Raw genomic sequence first — 17,634 nt, forward strand, 5'->3', positions numbered from 1 at the left:
TTCAGACCGTGGAGTCGTCAGCTAGTTCGGAATGGTTGACGAAACGAAGAGAATTCCTGGGAAGAGGTCAATATTTGAAGGAAGTGGCCGCTTTTTAATAAAAAAACCCCCCTGGCTTGAAGGGGGCTTTTGCAGTCTGCTTAGCAATAAGGATCAGGGTTTCGATGCCGCATGCAGTTCATCGTAAACATAATGCCGGTAGCTATTAAACAGCGTTGTGTCCGGGCAATCATTCAGTCTGCCCTGGCATAAATGGCGCATATCGATATTGGCCTGATAGAACGGCGACACTTTTAGCTGGGCCTGTTCGAGCAACATCCCGCCAAGGAATGCTATGTCGGTGATGGTGCCCAGGTCTGCTACCGGCGGGGCATTATAATTATCCCGTAGGCTGAATTGCGACAGATGGGCCGGATCGTCCTGTTCTGTGGTGTAGCCATTAGCCCAGTCTATGGCTGGCTGGTGGTCGCCAAAGTACATAAACATTGTCGGGCGCTGGCGCTGGTCAACGAACTGGAAGAAGTCAGCCAGCGCGGTTTCTGATTTTTTGATCTTCTCAACATAATGGCTGAATTTCCCGGCGGCATCCTCGTTCTTCATCGCTGAAGTGAGCTGGTAATCATCGGCATGTCCAGCATCATAAGGGCCGTGTTCATACATCGTTAAGGCATAAACAAACACGGGTTTATCGGTGTGATCGGCAAGGAGCTTTTTAACATAGCCCAGGATATCCGCGGTGGGAATGTGCCAAAGGTTATCCGCCAAATCACCCGGGTAGCCCAGTTCCTGCGGCTGAATGATTTTATCCACGCCCATCATGGTGTAGGCGTGGCCGGCGTTATAGGCCGATTTGTTGAATGGCGTCAGAACCACGGTGTAATACCCGTTATCTTGCATTTGCTTGAACAGGCTGTCGTTGACGTGATCAACCGCTGAATAAAACACTGAGTTTTTCATCGCCCCAAAATCATCGCTGCGCATTCCCGTTAAGGCCGCGAACTCTGACAGCCAGGTGCCGCCCCCGAAAGTTTGCACGCGCATCAGCGTGTGGGCCTTCACCTTGCTGTCCTGCTCAAACATAGAAAAGTGCGGCAGGAGTTTAGGATCAGGCACCTTATACAGGCGGGGATCTACCGTCGACTCCTGCAGCAGCAGAACGATATCAGGCCGCACGCTTGCCGATGCGGTCGTCTTGTTATTCAGGGCCGCCGCGCGGGAAACAAATTCCTGAGACGTTGCCTGCGGGAAGGTCGGTGAGTCATAGCTGGCCTGGATGCCGGACAGCGCCAGGTTCGACAGCACGCCGGTGCCGCCAGGCAGTTTGGTGGCCCAGTCGTGCTGATTCTTCAGTACGCTGTGGCTAAGCGTCGACGCCGAACCCAGCATCACGCCGAGGGCAACCAGCGGGGCGATCATCCCTTTACGGCGAGGTACGGCGCGCCAGCTGATGATAAGCGTCAGGATAAGCAGCGCTATCATCGTCGCAACGGCAATGCCGGCGGAGGGATAATGCAGCAGCGTGCCCGCATTGGCCGGATCGGCCATCAGGAAAAAATCGCTAAACAGCAGCTGGTCTTTGTAATAGTGGACCTTAAGCTGGTTACAAAATTGCAGCAGGATCACCAGCAGGCTGCTGGTCCCGACGGCAAAAATGAATCTGGCGGAGAGTAAATACAGTAATCCGCAGGTAAAAATAAAGGCACTTGCCGCGATAACAAGGGGATAGATATCACGCGGTGTATTGCCCGCAATGATGATCAGCGCTGCAATAAGGAGCAATGTGACATAAAGGTATGTCCAGAGCGATTTTCGGCTGGTTTTTTTTACCATGATGCTCGTTTTCTCAGTGGGACTGTTCTGGATAGCAAATGCTGTCTCAGGAGAGACATCCCTCTGCTGGCCTGACGAGTGAAAAGAGGATAAGGCGATGAGAAGGGGGATTATCCTGGCCGGGATAATACCGCTTGTGGTGGAAAAGTCTCCCTAAAGACGGTTATTTCATTGCTACCGTTGTGGTTCTGTTTGAAGAGAGTCAAACGAGGCGGTGATGAACTGCGTTAAGGCCGCCCTGTTCGGCGGCCTTAATATGGAGGTTGCGAGGACTATCAGGCGTGGGCGTGCTGATGATTGAGTACGGTGCGTACCGGCTGGCGAATTGTGGTGGAAATCGCCAGCGACAGAATCAGCAGCGCGAAGATGACGCAGAAGGTCACGTAGAAGCCGCCGAACAGCGAGGCGATGATGGAGCCACAGATGCTGCCGATGCCGAAGCCCAGGTAAATCACGCCGTAGTTTTTGGTCAGGTTGTTCAGACCAAAGAATTCGCTGACCAGCGAAGGATAAACGGTGATGGTGCCGCCAAAGTTAAAGGCAACGCAGGCGATGGCCGCAAAGAAGGTCGCTTCGTTCAGCGGGGCAAACAGCAGGGCCGCCATACCGACCAGAGAAATCACCTGACCAAGGGTTATCACGCGAATACGGGCAATTTTATCGGACAGAATGCCGAGCACCAGGCGGCCGCTCAGGTTAGCAATGGAGATAACGGTTACCGCGTTGGCGGCGGACATAGCATCCAGGTGAACCATGCCCTGTGCGATATCTTTTGCAACGCCGATGACGTACAGGCCGCTCATGCAGGCGGTGAGGAACATCAGCGCCAGCATCCAGTATTGCGGCTGGCGCATTGATTCAGCGAGAGTGAAATCGGTTTTCGCCGCGCCGTTTGCGGATTTAGTTTCCTGCAGCGGAGCATCTTTCATCATGGTGGCGCCGAACAGCACCATCACCATCGCCAGGCCACCCCAAATCATAAAGGTGTTTTCCAGCCCGTAGGCCGCCAGCAGGTGGGTATCAATATATTTAAAACCGAGGCTGCCGAGGCCATAAGCCCCGATGGAGAAGGCAGAAATCAGGCCTTTACGCTCCGGGAACCACTTCACGCAGTTCGACAGCGTCAGCAGGTAGCCAGCGCCGTCCGCCAGGCCAACCAGCACGCCAGCCGTGAGCCAGAGCATCATCAGGTTGTTGGCGTGTGCGGTGAAGAATAACCCTGCACCGAGCAGCACACCCGCCGCCATGGTGACTTTACGCACGCCAAAGCGGTCCTGCAGTTTGCCCGCCACGGAAGAAGAGATGGCGAGGCCGAGGCTTAGCAGGCCAAAGGAGAAGGCGACCTGGCTGATTGGCGCGTCCAGTTTCTGGGACAGCGCGCTGTTGAACAGGCTCCAGGTATAAACGGATCCCAGCGCGAACTGAGTAATGATGGTTCCGATGAGGGTTAACCAGCGAGTACGGTTGTAGGTGGCAGTGTTCATGGCAGATGTCCTGCGAATCTAAGGGAAGTTATCTGCCGCCTACGATAGCGAAGCGCCGTTTATTCCAGGAAAAAACGGCATGAAATGCATGGAGAACGGAATGAAATGCCTCTGGGACGGTATGAATGGCCTTCCCGGTGCACTTTATGTTTTGTTGGTTAGTGCTTGCTATCATTGTGATGTGCGTGTTTGCTGTATATTAAATGTTAAATCATAAATGAGACATAGTTAACACTTTGCAAAATTACCGGTATTGAATGCCCTTTCTTTGATCTCATCCGGGGTTGCGAAATATCCCGGATTCACTATTGTCAGAGGGTAAAATTTCACCGCGTTCGGCAGGTTACAGGGAGAGCAAAATGGAACGTTGTGGCTGGGTCACTCAGGATCCGCTGTATCTGGAGTATCACGACAAAGAATGGGGCGTGCCGGTTACCGACGGGCAGAAGCTCTTTGAGATGATTTGCCTGGAAGGTCAGCAGGCCGGGCTGTCGTGGATTACCGTGTTGAAAAAACGCGAAAATTACCGCCAGCGTTTCAGGAATTTTGACCCCTATGCCGTCGCGTTGATTCAGCCGGAAGAGGTGGATGCGCTGATGCAGGATGCCGGCATTATTCGCCACCGGGGGAAAATCGAGGCGATTATCACCAACGCCCGGGCTTTTCTCGCGATGGAAGCCAACGGCGAGAGCTTCCCGGATTTTGTCTGGGGATTTGTCGACCATACACCTCAAGTGTCACATCCCGCCTTGCTTAGCGAAGTCCCGGCTTTTACGCCGACGTCAGATGCGCTGTCTAAGGCGCTAAAAAAGCGCGGGTTCAAGTTTGTGGGGTCGACAATCTGCTATTCGTTTATGCAAGCCTGCGGCCTGGTCAATGACCATGTAACCAGCTGCTTCTGCCACCCTGATTTTCGCCAATGATCCAGCCTTTTAACATTGGGGAAATGGATGCGCTCATGGCGCTCTGGCTGGAGAGCACTATCGGCGGCCATCCGTTTATCCCGGAAAGCTACTGGTACGAAAGCCTAAACCTGGTGCGCAATGTCTATATCCCTCAGTCAAAAACGTGGGTTTATCTGCACCAGCGGCAGACGGTGGGGTTTATCAGCGTGATGGATCGGCAGTTTATCGGCGCGCTGTTCGTGGCGCCTTCTTTTACCGGGCAGGGGATCGGCGGTGAATTGCTGGAGAAAGTGAAGGCGGAATACCCGGCCTTAAGTCTCGAGGTGTATCAAAAAAATCGCCGGGCGGTGCATTTCTACCACCGCCACGGCTTCCACATTGAGGAGAGCGCGTGGCAGGAAGAAACGCAGCACCCGACGTGGATTATGAACTGGCAGGCGGATCAAACGCCGTCACGACAGGCGCCGGGCCAATAAATTTCTCCGCCCAGACGAGGGAGTTATTTGCCGCGCAGCCGTTGGCCAACCGCGAAGACGGGATATCCATGGTGAGCACGTTCACCGCCCCGTTTTTACACAGTTGGTCTTCATCCAGATCGGGCCACGCGCCCTGATGGATACACACCACGCCAGGCCTGATGCCGTCGGTTACCTGAGCGCCAACCAGCACCTGTCCGCGAGCGTTCCATACCCGCACTAAATCACCGTGAGCGATGCCGCGCGCTTTGGCGTCCTCCGGATGCAGCGTAATAGGCTCTCGCCCGGCAATGGCGTACTGGTCGCGCAGTCCGGCATAGTTCAGCTGGCTGTGCAGGCGATGAGCCGGATGGGAGGAAAGCAGCTGTAGCTGGCCTGAGGCGGCATTGCCCTGCCATTCGTCCGGTGCCAGCCAGCTTGGGTGCGGCGGGCAGTCGTCATAACCAAAGCTGGCGATGCGCTCAGAGTAGATCTCAATCTTACCGCTCGGCGTTTTGAGTGGGTTTGCTGCAGGATCTTCCCGAAAAGCGGCAAAGCGAATAAATTCGGCGTTTTTCGCATTTTCTGGCATTTCTATCAGCTGGTTCGCTGCCCAGAACTCACTGAAATCCGGGAGCTCGATCTGCTGCGTAGCGCCGCGCTGACGGGCGATATCATAGAAAGACGCCAGCCATTCAAGCTCACTTTTCCCTTCGCTGAACCGTGCTTCACCGCCAGATTCCCATCGCTCGCTTAGCTCTGCAAAAATATCAAAGTCGTTCCTTGCTTCTCCCTGCGGGGCGACAACCTGTTTCATGGGGACCAGATGCTGATTGCTGTAATCACCGGTCATCGTCATGTCGTTCCGCTCGAACGAAGTGGTCACCGGCAGAACAATATCGGCGTGTTTTGCCGCTGCGGTCCAGAAGCATTCGGAGATAACGATCAGCTCAGGCTTTTGCCAGGCTGCGGCGAGGCGGTTGGTGTCCTGGTGATGGGTGAAGTTACTGCCGCCGGCCCACCACAGCATACGAATGTCCGGGAAGGTGTGCCGTTGCCCGTTGTGCTGGTAATCCATGCCGGGGTTTTCCAGCGCCTCGACGATGCGCGCCACGGGGATTTTCTCCACGGCATCGGTGCCGCCTTTAAGAGAGCCCTGCAGGGAACCGAGAACCGCTGCGCTGCGGGTCGGGTTGCCGCCGTTGGCAAAGTGGTAGGAAAGACCAAAGCCGCCGCCCGGGGTGCCAATCTGGCCCAGCATGGCGGCCAGCGTGACCAGCATCCAGTGTTTCTGTTCGCCGTACTGCTGGCGCTGCATACCCCAGCCCGCCATCAGCATGGTGCGCTTGCGGCTGAAAAGATCGGCCAGTTTCTCGATGGTTACCGCGGGGATACCGCAGATCTCAGCCGCCCAGGCCGCACTTTTAGGCGTCCCGTCCGTGTTGCCGAGCAGGTAAGCTTCAAATTTGTCGTAGCCATAGGTGCAGCGGGCGAGGAAAGCGGTATCGTGCCTGCCGCGAATGACCAGCGTATGGGCAATGCCGAGCATCAACGCTACGTCGGTCCCCATATGCGGCGCTACCCATTCGGCTCGTTCCCCAAAGAAATCCACTGTTTCAGAGCGCATCGGGTCGATGGCGACGATCGTTTTGCCGCTGTTTTTTAGCTGTTCGAAGAACTTCACGCCCTGTTCGTCGCTGGCATTCCACGCAATTTTTAGCGTGTTAAGCGGGTTCGCGCTCCACAGCACCACGACTTCGCTGTTCTCAAGCAGCAGCGGCCAGCTGGTCTGTTGCTGGTAAACCTCGTTAGAGCCCACTACGTAGGGCATGATCACCTGCGCAGCACCGGTGGAGTAGTCGCCGGAATGCCCGGTATAGCCGCCTGCGAGACTCATGTAGCGCTGAAGCAGCGTGGAGGCTTTGTGCAGCACGCCGTTGGAGCGCCAGCCGTAGGAGCCTGCAAAAATGGCCGACGGGCCGTGGCTCTCGCGAATGCGCTTGTGCTGCTGGTGGATAAGCGCTAGGGCGTCATCCCAGCTGATGCGAACGTAGTCATCTTTGCCGCGAATACCCTGCGGATTATTTGGGGAGGCCAGGAACCCTTTCCGGGCCATAGGAAACGCCACGCGAGCTTTGCTGTGAACCTGGTCGGGCACGGCGCTTTGTAGCGAGTTTTGATGACCGGTTTCAAGCGCGCCGCGAGAGTGGTAAACCCGCTGTCCGTCGGTTTCGACCAGCATGGGGCCCCAGTGTGCGGCAGTGAGGATCTGTTTACGTGCAGGCGATGTATTGGCCAATTTGGGCTCCGCGATGGCAGGTGCTGGGCTCTGTGCCCACGCATTTAGGTTCACTATTCAGAATTCTTACCGGAATTTTCTACACGATTTGCCGTCATAATCAATCGCCGGGCGCATATCCGGCAAAGGATGAATAAGGATAGAAGGAAATAAGATGAAAAAACGCGTCATGATTATGGCCGCCGTCGTGTGTGGCACCTTAGCGGTTTCTGGTTGCACGACCAATCCGTACACCGGCGAAAGCCAGGCTGGAAAATCTGGCATAGGCGCCGGGATTGGTTCGCTGGTTGGGGCGGGCGTGGGGGCACTTTCGTCATCGAAGAAGGATCGCGGCAAGGGCGCGCTGATTGGTGCCGCGGCTGGTGCAGCCCTCGGAGGCGGCGTCGGCTACTACATGGATGTGCAGGAAGCTAAGCTGCGCGACAAAATGCGCGGCACCGGCGTGAGCGTGACCCGCAGCGGCGACAACATCGTGCTGAACATGCCGAACAATGTCACTTTTGACAGCAGTAGCGCCACCCTGAAACCGGCGGGTGCCAATACCCTGACCGGCGTGGCGATGGTGTTGAAAGAGTACCCCAAAACGGCGGTTAACGTGGTCGGCTATACCGACAGCACCGGCAGTAATGCGCTGAATATGCGCCTGTCACAGCAGCGTGCAGACGGCGTAGGAAGTGCGCTGATTACTCAGGGCGTTGAGGCCAGCCGTATTCGCACCACCGGTGCAGGCCCGGCGAACCCGATCGCCAGCAACAGCACCGCGGATGGTAAAGCTCAGAATCGCCGCGTAGAAATTACCCTGAGTCCTTTGGGCTAACGTAATGTCCGGCGGTGGGCCTGGCAGCATCCCGATATGACGTCTTTTTCTTGCAGGGATCCCTCTCGCTGAGGAATTAGGCCTATTGCAGTTGTTGCACAGTATTTTCGATTTTCGCCATAAAAAAACCGGCGCACCAGGCACCGGTTTTTGGTTTTCTAAACACAGAGTTATTGCGGATACGGTACCCAGTCACCCCCGCTCAGGCGGACATAAGGCTTATCCTGGTACTTCAGTACCACGGCCGTTGAGTTTTCCGAAACCGGGGCGGTTTGTGGCAGATTGCTGGTGAGCGCGCTCCAGTCCACCTGGTCGGCAACAAAGTTTTTGCCGTCCACCGAGCGGGAAACCAGCTCTGAAATCGCCAGATAGCTGCTTGGCTGGTTGATTTCAATGGCATCGCCGCTATGCGGGGCTTTCATACCGATGAATTTCACGCCCGCCGGTACGTGGGTGATATCAGGACTCGGGATGTCGCGCAGCCCGGAAACCTGCATTTTATCCCCCTTCAGCGCCGCACCGTGTTCCGGCACAATCACCACCATGACTTTGCGGTTCGACTTCTCAAGCTCGGTCAGGAAGGAATCCAGCTCATCAAACAGCTTCTGCGCACGCGCTTTATAGTCGGCCGTTTTATTGTTGCCCGGGTAATGGTTACCGTCGTGTAGCGGCACCAGGTTGTAGAAGGTCGCCGTGCGCGGGTTCGCGCCGTCATTCTGCTCACCCTGCAGCCAGCGCTGCAGTACGGCGGTGTCGTCGTAGATTGGTGAATTATCAAATGCCAGCAGATCGCTCGGCAGCCCGCTTTGGTCCATCAGCGGAACCTGAATGCCGCCGTTTTCCCGTACTTCTTTCAGGAAGTTACCGAAGACGCCGTTGTGATCCATCATCAGCTGCTGTTTGAAGCCGAGACGCGCCAAATCATCAAACAGATAGCATTGATTGCCAGCAGGCTCATAAAGCCCTTTGTGAGACGACTGTCCGCAGCTTGCCCGGAGCAGGCGGATAGCCGCCGGGCCGCTGTATGACGTCGCTGAGTTGAAGTTTTTGAACAGAATATCAAAGTGTTTCCACAGCGGATGCGAGTCAAGGCCGACGGCCTCGATGTCGGACCATGAGAGGGAGCAAATATTGATAATCAGCAGTTCAAATGGCTGCGCGTCGGCCGGCAGCGCGTCCGGGAATTTGGTCTGCCGCTTGGCTTCGCTGGCGTAGAAGCTGTTCAGCCAGGCGGTAATATTGTCGCTTGTTGGCGGGGCTGTTTGCGCCGGGATATCGCCGGAAGCCGGGGCTGCCGTAGTGGCGGCAGTCGTTGACCCGGAGGTGCCGCTGGCACTGACGGAGGCCGTGGTTTGAGACGTGGAAGGCAGTAAAGAGATAGCCGGGCCGGCCACCGTCAACACGTTGAGCCAGACCAGGATAGCCACGACGAACACCGTGACGCGAAGCCACTGGGAAACAAAAAGCCAGGCAACCAGCAGGACAAACGCCGCGCCGATCATTTGCCAGTTAATAAAGCGGGTTACCAGGTCGAGAAGGTAGTCTGCGCTGAAGCCGACGACCTGCGAGCCCTGGCTCATCATGCTGTCGAGGCCGGGCAGCCAGGTATCGTGCCAGAAAAGGCCGATCCCCACGGGAAGGGCTATCCAGTTACGCAGTTTGTGCAGCTTCAGCGGCGGCAGCGGGAACAACAAAAAGGCAAGAAAGACCAGGTTCGCCAGCGGGTGAAAATTCAGATAGCCGGTCCACAGCAGCCCGAACTTCAGCAGAAAGTAGTAGTTCCAGCCACCCAGGCCACGCCAATACTGCAGAAAATGAGTCGGCGATTTTGCCGATTGAGAGTGATTAGTCATGTTGGTTGTCTGCCCTGGCGGAAGATCGGCGCAGCGTCCCGGCCGGTTTAACATAGCGTGGTTTTAAAAACATTAACCGTACCGCGGCGGTAAAACGGGGAAGCCAGCGGTGAGCGGTGTAGCCCAGCGGAAAAAAAACTATCGCGCAAAGCACGACGAGCTGAATGATGTCAGTGATGTTCATCATTGTGTCTGTTCCCTCGGGGTGTCATCCAGCAGCGTGACAGGCGTGGGCTGTCTGCGCCAGCTATGCCCTTCGCGGCTGGCGTGGCGAACGCTGTTCAGGTCGAGCGTGGCGGCCAGTGGTTTCACCCATTTTTCCGGACGCATGGCCTGCATTTGAAGGATTTCGGCGGCGATTTGGCTGTCTTCAAACCACACCATTCGGTTGGTAAAAATGTCGTTCACCGGCAGTGGGAAAATGTGGTTTAGCGCGGTATCGAGATCGTTAATGCGACAGAAAGAGAGAAACAGCATCAGCCGGTTTTCTCCGATGGTCACGATATCGCCCATGCGGTTTGGGCGGCATAACGTCAGCGCTTGCTCAACGCGCAGTCCCGGCACCGGGCGCAGTGCGACCATCACGCCTTTGCCATCTTCCGGCAGCAGGGCGTTGTTCATTAGCGCGCTGATACCGTTGCAGAAAACGTCCCATTTCTGGTAGCCGCGCAGTTTTAGCGGCTGCATCTGGTCGATCAACACGGTAATGTCTTCCGGGACATGGCGGGTAAACTTCGCACCCTGCACGCTTTCGATCATTGTCAGGCAGCGTGAAAGCGGCGCATTCCACGGAATAATTAGCGTGGCCCCGCAGCCCAGTAAAAGCCGTTCATCGGTGGCTCGCAGGCTGGCCTGGTTTTCTCGCACGATCAGTTTCAGCGCGCTGCCGCGCTGGCGGCGGAGGGCATGAATCTGGCGGGCGATACTGTTGATTTGGCTATTCTGGGTCAGCGAGAAAATAATGGTGGCGGCCTGTGCAGTTCGCGCGGCGTCAAACAGTTGCTCATTGTTTTCAAAGAGCTGCCAGTTTTCCGACAGGGCAGGAGCACCTTCCAGAACAGCAATGTGGCTGAGAACGCGTTTTTCATCGCTGCGCGGCTGAGGCGCGCTTTCGGCATCCTCTACAACCTGCCACGCCCCGTTTTGCCAGTGGACGTTGAGCTGTTGATCGGCAGTAACGCCTTTTTCATTACACCAAAAGGCAATGTCATAGCGATGGATATCGCTTTGCGCCCGCAGGCTGGCAAGCCCGGAAAGACTGCGATGCTCGCTGACTAATAATGAGAATTGTTTGTCATTGTTATTTCCAACATTAACAAAAAGCAGACTGCACTTATTGCGTTTAGTCCATTTTCCCATTAGGGCGAGCCAATGACGTAAGTCCTCTGGGGAAATATTTTCCCAGACGTTATCCGAGCTTAAGAGTATAAAAAAGTAGTTTTCAGGATTAATACTGCACATGAGATCGCGGCGCAGCGCGTTGAGCCCATTGATGGATGAGGGCATGGTAAAAAGGCGTACTTTTTCTGGCCCTTTAGTCGGATCGAGCTTTATGGCTTGCCCAGACTTTGCTGACATCGAAATGACGGCAACCTTTGCCGTCGATTGTTGGGAGGCAACTGTCTGATTAACAATACTTATTGCATCATCCTGACTTTCTGCGTTCAGCCACCACACGCCCCCTGCGGGCATATGATTCAATTCGTTCCATAATGAACGGATGCCAAGCGAAAATATGGGTTCCATGGCGTCCCCTGGAGATAAATTAGTATGTATGTCAGTTTACTAGCGTAAGCTGAGAAAGAAACCTACCATTGAAAATAAACAGCATCAGTTTTAGCATTGTAAAACATTTTTCGTTTTCCAGGCATTTGCCGTTATCACTGCTGACGAAATCTGACCAAGAGATGACAACTAAAATGCAAGATGAAGAGACTGGCAATGCTCAGGAAAACAAGCTTGTTTATGCCTTCCAAAATGATTTTCTGGCGCTGAGTAAAGCATTTTCATTGCCCGAAATAGATTACACCGATATATCGCAGCAGGAACAACTGGCGGCGGCAATTAAACGTTGGCCGTTGCTGGCTGAATTAACGCAACAATAGGGAGTAGGCCTGATGGCTGTCATTGGGTTGCAAGGGCTGCGTGGTGGCGTAGGGACGACGTCTATTACCGCAGCGCTTGGTTGGTCGTTGCAGCAACTTGGGGAATCGGTACTGGTGGTGGATATCTCGCCAGATAACCTGCTGCGCCTGTTTTATAATATTGATTTCGCAGAGCCGAGGGGCTGGGCGCGCGCCATGCTGGATAACGAAGACTGGCATAAATGCGCATGGCGCTATACCAGCCATCTCGACGTGCTACCGTTCGGCCAGCTTAGCCCGGCTGAGCAGGAAACGTTCGACGCGGTGGAAAAAGCCCTTGGCAACTTCAGCCATTTTCTTGCTGACCTGAAAGCGAGCCAGCGATACCAGTGGATATTACTGGACTTGCCCCACGGCTTTAACGCCCTGACCCGCCAGATTTTGGCACAAACCGACAGCGTGGTGACGGTGGTTAAACCGGACACCAACTGCCATATTCGTTTGCACCAGCAGGCTCTGCCTCAGGGGGCGCATCTCCTGGTGAACTATCTGCTGGTAGCCAGTCAGCTCCAGGATGATATTTACCAAATTTGGCTGCAAAGTCAGCGTACGATGATCCCTATTGTTCTTCACCGGGATGAGGCGATGGCCGAAAGTGCGGCGGTAAAACAGCCTCTGGGTGAATACCGTCCGGATTCATTGATTGCCGAGGAAATCATGACGCTTGCCAACTGGTGCCTGTTGAACCTTGCAGGGAAGAAGGCATGAGTCATCTGGCCTCCTGGCTGTTACTCCCTGCTGCCAGCCAGCGGCTGGGTGAGCGTTATCGGACTTTTCGCCGCAATGGGGCCCCGATGCTCAGTGCGATGCTGGGCTGTATCGTGTTGATTCTTGCCTGGGTTTTTCTGCCGCTTGAAGGCCCCCGCTGGCAGCGCATACGCGCCGGACATGACCACTTTTATCCGCATATTAACCCGGACAGGCCGCGTCCGCTGGACGTGGTGCGTTACGGTATTCAAAGCCTGTGGCTGCTGCTCCGCGCCGGCAAGCAAACCGGGCGCCCGCAGGTACGCTCTTTTGGCCGGATGCAGGCCTGGCGTGATAGCTGGCACGGCTGGCTTGATAAACTGCCGGAAAACATTAGCAACCGGACGCAGCATCTCGATGAAAAGAAAGAATTAAGCCATATCAACCACACAACCCGGCGCATCATTCTGGGCGTGATTGTTGTGTTTTCGGCCATTCTTGCTCTGCTTTGTATTACTCAGCCGTTTAACCCGCTGTCACAGTTTATTTTCCTGATGCTGTTGTGGGGCGTGGCCCTGATCGTTCGGCGTTTACCGGGGCGTTTCTCTGCCTTGATGCTGATTGTGCTGTCGCTCACCGTATCCTGTCGCTACATCTGGTGGCGCTACACCTCGACCCTGAACTGGAACGATCCGCTCAGCCTCGTCTTCGGTCTGGGGCTGCTGTTTGCCGAGACCTACGCCTGGCTGGTGCTGGTGATGGGGTATTTCCAGGTGGTGTGGCCGCTTAACCGCCAGCCGGTGCCGATGCCAAAAGACATAAGCACCTGGCCGGTGGTGGATATTTTTGTGCCGACCTACAACGAAGAGTTGCACGTCGTGAAGGGAACAATTTATGCCTCACTGGGCATTGACTGGCCAAAGGACAAGCTGAATATCTGGATTCTGGATGACGGCGGGCGCGACGAGTTTAAGCAGTTTGCCGATATGGTCGGGGTCAATTATATCGCCCGTCCGACGCACGAGCACGCAAAGGCGGGGAACATCAACAACGCGCTGAAGCACGCGAAGGGCGATTTTGTCGCTATCTTCGACTGCGACCACGTGCCCACGCGCTCCTTCCTGCAGCTCACCATGGGTTGGTTCTTCAAAGAACAATCGCTGGCAATGATGCAGACTCCGCACCATTTCTTCTCGCCTGACCCGTTCGAGCGCAACCTGGGGCGTTTCCGTAAAACGCCTAACGAAGGGACACTGTTCTACGGGCTGGTGCAGGACGGGAATGATATGTGGGATGCCACATTCTTCTGCGGCTCTTGTGCGGTGATTCGACGCGGGCCGCTGGATGAAATTGGCGGTATTGCCGTTGAAACCGTGACCGAAGATGCCCACACATCGCTGCGCCTGCACCGGCGGGGTTACACTTCGGCGTATCTGCGTATTCCCCAGGCTGCAGGGCTGGCAACGGAAAGCCTTTCCGCGCACATCGGGCAGCGTATTCGTTGGGCGCGCGGGATGACGCAGATATTCCGTCTCGATAACCCGTTTTTCGGCAAGGGGCTGAAGTTTGCCCAGCGGCTCTGTTATGCCAACGCGATGTTCCATTTCCTGTCGGGGATCCCGCGGCTTATCTTCCTGACGGCGCCGCTGGCGTTTCTGCTGTTACACGCCTATATCATTTACGCCCCGGCCATCATGATTGCGTTGTTTGTTTTGCCGCACATGATCCACGCCAGCCTGACCAACTCCAAAATTCAGGGCAAATATCGTCACTCTTTCTGGAGTGAGATTTACGAAACGGTGCTGGCCTGGTATATCGCTCAGCCTACGCTGGTGGCCTTGTTTAATCCGCACAAAGGGAAGTTCAACGTGACCGCAAAGGGCGGGCTGGTTGAAAACGAATATGTGGATTGGGTCATCACGCGTCCGTACCTGATTTTAGTGCTGATTAACCTGCTGGGCGTTGCCTTTGGGGCATGGCGCTTCTTCTACGGCCCGGAAAACGAAGCGTTAACGGTGGTGGTGAGCCTGCTATGGGTGTTCTACAACTTGATAATACTGGGCGGCGCGGTGGCCGTTTCCGTTGAGAGTAAACAGGTCCGGCGCGCGCATCGCGTTGAAATCGCCATGCCGGCGGCGCTGGCGCGTGAAGATGGCCACCTCTTCCCGTGCACCGTGCATGACTACTCAGACGGCGGGGTAGGGATCAAGATTCATGGCCCTACACAGGTGCTGGAAGGGCAGAAAGTGAATCTTTTGCTGAAGCGTGGGGCACAGGAGTTCTTCTTCCCGGCTCAGGTGATGCGCGTCTTTGGCGATGAAGTCGGCCTGCAGCTGGCGCAAATGACGACCAAACAGCACATCGACTTTATTCAGTGTACTTTTGCCCGCGCCGATACCTGGGCGCTGTGGCAGGACAGTTTCCCTGAGGATAAACCACTGGAAAGTCTGGTGGATATTCTCAAGCTTGGTTTCCGGGGTTACCGGCACCTTGCGGAGTTCGCTCCACCGTCTTTGAAGTTTGTTTTCCACGCGATCACCATGCTGGTGGACTGGATTGTGTCGTTTATTCCGCACAGCCCGACCGCCGAACCAGCAAAACGGCGGACCTTGTCTGCCCTGGCTTAACGAAATTGCTCACCAAAAGGGAAAAAGCGTGGTTTTTCCCTCTTTGTAGCCGGCAACTGAAATCACGAATTGATGTTCTCTGGTGTGTCTTCTTTCGCCTGAGGTTTGTCAACCGATTGATTAATTTGATGATAACGCGATGAAAAGAAAAATATCCTGGTTTTATGCAGCAGCGGTAGGCATCAGCGCCCTGCCTGTTACAGTGGCAAATTCGGCTGACTCGACGCCGGCTCCGACGGTTCCTGCTGTGGCAACAGCAAATCAGGCGGTAGTGACGCCTGCGCCGGGTTCAACCGAGGCGATCGTTCCGGCAACGCCAGCCGATGGTGTCTCTACGGTTGGACAAGTCTTACCGGGTGTTCCTGGTGCAAATGCGCCCATCGTCGCCGAAAATGCGCCTTCTCGCGATGTAAAACTGAATTTTGCACAAATTGCGCCACCGCCGGGCAGCATGGTGTTGACCGGCGTGAACCCGAATGGTGGGGTGGAGTTTGGGATGCGTCGGGATGAAATCGTCTCGAAAGCGCTGCTGAATCTCGAATATACCCCTTCGCCTTCGCTGCTGCCGGTGCAATCACAGCTAAAAGTCTATCTCAACGACGAACTGATGGGCGTTCTGCCGGTGACCAAAGAGCAATTGGGCAAAAAGACCTTCGCTCAGGTGCCGGTTGATCCGCTGTATATCACCGACTTTAACCGCGTGAGGCTGGAGTTTGTCGGCCACTACCGCGACATCTGTGAGAACCCGGCCAGCACTACGCTGTGGATGGACGTTGGGCGTAGCAGTTCGCTGGCGCTAACCTACCAGCGCTTGCCGGTCCAAAACGATCTGTCGCATTTCCCGGTGCCCTTCTTCGATTCGCGAGACGATCGCCCGCTGACGCTGCCTATCGTTTTTGCTGCCAGCCCGGATATTGAGCAGCAGCGTGCCGCTGGGATTGTCGCCTCGTGGTTCGGTTCCCGTACCGCATGGCGTGGGCAGAGTTTCCCGGTGCTCTTCAATCAGTTGCCGACCAGCAACGGGATCGTGTTTGCGACCAACGATAAGCGCCCGGATTTCCTGCGCGACCATCCTGCCGTGAAGGCGCCAACCGTTGAGATGATGAGCCATCCGGATAACCCGTACGTCAAACTGCTGGTGGTGATGGGCCGTGATGATAAAGACCTGGTGCAGGCTGCAAAAGGCATTGCCCAGGGGAATATCCTGTTCCGCGGCAGCAGCGTCACCGTGGATGACGTGAAGCCATTGTTGCCACGTGAACCTTACGATGCGCCAAACTGGGTGAGAACTGACCGTCCGGTGACGCTGGGCGAAATGAAAACTTACCAGGAGCAGCTGCAGTCCAGCGGCCAGGAACCGAGCGCCATTAGCGTGACGATGAATCTGCCGCCCGACCTCTATCTGTTGCGCAGTAACGGCATCGATCTCAATCTGAAATATCGCTACACCGCGCCGGCGATGAAAGACAGCTCGCGCATGGACATTAGCCTGAACAACCAGTTCTTGCAGTCGTTTAATCTGACGCCGAACGAAGAGAACAATAAGCTGCTGCTGCGCCTGCCGGTGCTGCAGGGCCTGCTGGACGGCAAAACGGACGTGTCGATTCCCGCGCTGCGTCTGGGCGCCGCCAACCAGCTGCGCTTTGACTTCTCGTATATGAACCCGATGCCGGGCGGCTCGATAGAGAACTGTATTACGTTCCAGCCGGTCCAAAACCACGTCGTGGTGGAAGATGAGTCAACCATCGACTTCTCGAACTACCACCACTTTATTGCCATGCCTGACCTGCGCACCTTTGCGAATGCGGGGTTCCCATTCAGCCGCATGGCCGATCTTTCGCAAACCATTGTGGTGGTCAACAAAGAGCCTAATCCGGCCCAGGTTACCGCGCTGCTGGATGCGCTCGGCACCATTGGCTCACAAACTGGCTTCCCGGCGCTAAGCGTGAACCTGACGGATGATGGCAGCACCATTCAGGGCAAAGATGCGGATATCATGATCATCGGCACGATTCCACCGACGATGAAAGATGACAAACGTATCGATCTGCTGGTTGAGGCCACGCAAAGCTGGGTGAAAACGCCGGTTCGCCAGACTCCGCTGCTGAACGGCGTTTCCGATCCAAAAGATCGCGCGGCGGATACGCAAACGGAGGTCACCTCCAAAGGTGCCATGGCCGCGATCGTCGGCTTCCAGTCGCCATACAACGACCAGCGCAGCGTTCTTGCTTTACTGGCCGACAGCCCGCGAGGTTACGAGCTGCTGAACAATGCGCTCAACGACAGCGGCAAACGGGCGGCGATTTCCGGGTCGGTAGCGGTGATTCGTGAATCCGGCGTGGATAGCCTGCGCGTCGGCGATATTTACTATGTGGGTCACCTGCCGTGGTTTGAGCGTATCTGGTACGCGCTGTCGAACCATCCGGTTCTGCTGGCTATCTTCGCCGCGATAAGCGTCGTGCTGTTGGCCTGGGTGCTGTGGCGTATCCTGCGCATCCTTAGCCGCCGTCGTATCGATCCGGAAGACGAGTAA

General features: G+C 55.6%; 13 protein-coding genes. 7 read left to right on the top strand and 6 right to left on the bottom strand.

Annotation, left to right across the window (positions count from 1 at the left end):
• Window positions 1–153 precede the first annotated feature (153 nt).
• Window positions 154–1,830, bottom strand: a complete 1,677-nt coding sequence (locus tag F3J29_RS16580; RefSeq protein ID WP_166867698.1) for an LTA synthase family protein — start codon at window positions 1,828–1,830, stop codon at window positions 154–156.
• 275 nt (window positions 1,831–2,105) lie between these two features.
• Window positions 2,106–3,314, bottom strand: coding sequence for an L-lactate MFS transporter (locus tag F3J29_RS16585; RefSeq protein ID WP_166867700.1), 1,209 nt, complete (start codon window positions 3,312–3,314; stop codon window positions 2,106–2,108).
• Window positions 3,315–3,673: 359 nt separating this feature from the next.
• Between F3J29_RS16585 and tag the strand changes: the two genes are divergently transcribed.
• Window positions 3,674–4,237 (top strand): DNA-3-methyladenine glycosylase I, encoded by a 564-nt coding sequence (gene tag, locus F3J29_RS16590; RefSeq protein ID WP_166867702.1) that lies wholly within the window; start codon window positions 3,674–3,676, stop codon window positions 4,235–4,237.
• Window positions 4,234–4,695 (top strand): N-acetyltransferase, encoded by a 462-nt coding sequence (locus F3J29_RS16595; RefSeq protein WP_166867704.1) that lies wholly within the window; start codon window positions 4,234–4,236, stop codon window positions 4,693–4,695. Before tag ends, F3J29_RS16595 begins: the two co-directional genes overlap by 4 nt.
• On the opposite strand, the gene F3J29_RS16600 is transcribed toward F3J29_RS16595, so the two are convergent.
• The gene (locus tag F3J29_RS16600; RefSeq protein ID WP_166867706.1) at window positions 4,643–6,973 is read right to left on the bottom strand and encodes a molybdopterin guanine dinucleotide-containing S/N-oxide reductase; all 2,331 of its coding nucleotides are present in this window, start codon (window positions 6,971–6,973) and stop codon (window positions 4,643–4,645) included. The two genes, F3J29_RS16595 and F3J29_RS16600, sit on opposite strands and share 53 nt — an antisense overlap.
• A gap of 154 nt (window positions 6,974–7,127) precedes the next feature.
• On the opposite strand from F3J29_RS16600, the gene F3J29_RS16605 reads away from it, so the two are divergent.
• A complete protein-coding gene (locus F3J29_RS16605) occupies window positions 7,128–7,790 on the top strand; it encodes an OmpA family lipoprotein (protein WP_166867708.1) in 663 nt (220 codons plus the stop codon).
• Between the two features lie 170 nt (window positions 7,791–7,960).
• Here F3J29_RS16605 and bcsG read toward each other — a convergent pair whose 3' ends face one another.
• From bcsG to bcsE, 3 genes are read right to left on the bottom strand one after another with little or no spacing between them, the layout of a single operon-like run.
• Window positions 7,961–9,643: a cellulose biosynthesis protein BcsG gene (bcsG, locus tag F3J29_RS16610; protein WP_166867710.1), complete on the bottom strand. Its 1,683-nt coding sequence runs from the start codon at window positions 9,641–9,643 to the stop codon at window positions 7,961–7,963.
• Entirely contained in the window at window positions 9,636–9,830 is a 195-nt protein-coding gene (bcsF, locus tag F3J29_RS16615) for a cellulose biosynthesis protein BcsF (RefSeq protein WP_166867712.1), read from the bottom strand. Before bcsF ends, bcsG begins: the two co-directional genes overlap by 8 nt.
• Window positions 9,827–11,389: a cellulose biosynthesis protein BcsE gene (gene bcsE / locus F3J29_RS16620; protein WP_166867714.1), complete on the bottom strand. Its 1,563-nt coding sequence runs from the start codon at window positions 11,387–11,389 to the stop codon at window positions 9,827–9,829. The genes bcsF and bcsE overlap by 4 nt, the downstream gene beginning before the upstream one ends.
• A 173-nt stretch (window positions 11,390–11,562) precedes the next feature.
• On the opposite strand from bcsE, the gene bcsR reads away from it, so the two are divergent.
• The 4 genes from bcsR (at window position 11,563) to bcsB (ending at window position 17,634) form a co-directional block, all read left to right on the top strand.
• Window positions 11,563–11,748 (top strand): cellulose biosynthesis protein BcsR, encoded by a 186-nt coding sequence (bcsR, locus tag F3J29_RS16625; RefSeq protein WP_038483072.1) that lies wholly within the window; start codon window positions 11,563–11,565, stop codon window positions 11,746–11,748.
• A 12-nt stretch (window positions 11,749–11,760) separates the two neighbouring features.
• Window positions 11,761–12,495, top strand: a complete 735-nt coding sequence (gene bcsQ / locus F3J29_RS16630; RefSeq protein WP_166867716.1) for a cellulose biosynthesis protein BcsQ — start codon at window positions 11,761–11,763, stop codon at window positions 12,493–12,495.
• Window positions 12,492–15,101, top strand: a complete 2,610-nt coding sequence (bcsA, locus tag F3J29_RS16635) for a UDP-forming cellulose synthase catalytic subunit (RefSeq protein ID WP_166867717.1) — start codon at window positions 12,492–12,494, stop codon at window positions 15,099–15,101. Before bcsQ ends, bcsA begins: the two co-directional genes overlap by 4 nt.
• Before the next feature lie 139 nt (window positions 15,102–15,240).
• Window positions 15,241–17,634, top strand: coding sequence for a cellulose biosynthesis cyclic di-GMP-binding regulatory protein BcsB (bcsB, locus tag F3J29_RS16640; RefSeq protein ID WP_166867719.1), 2,394 nt, complete (start codon window positions 15,241–15,243; stop codon window positions 17,632–17,634).

The organism is Enterobacter sp. Cy-643 (genome assembly GCF_011752815.1).
Lineage (GTDB): Bacteria > Pseudomonadota > Gammaproteobacteria > Enterobacterales > Enterobacteriaceae > Cedecea.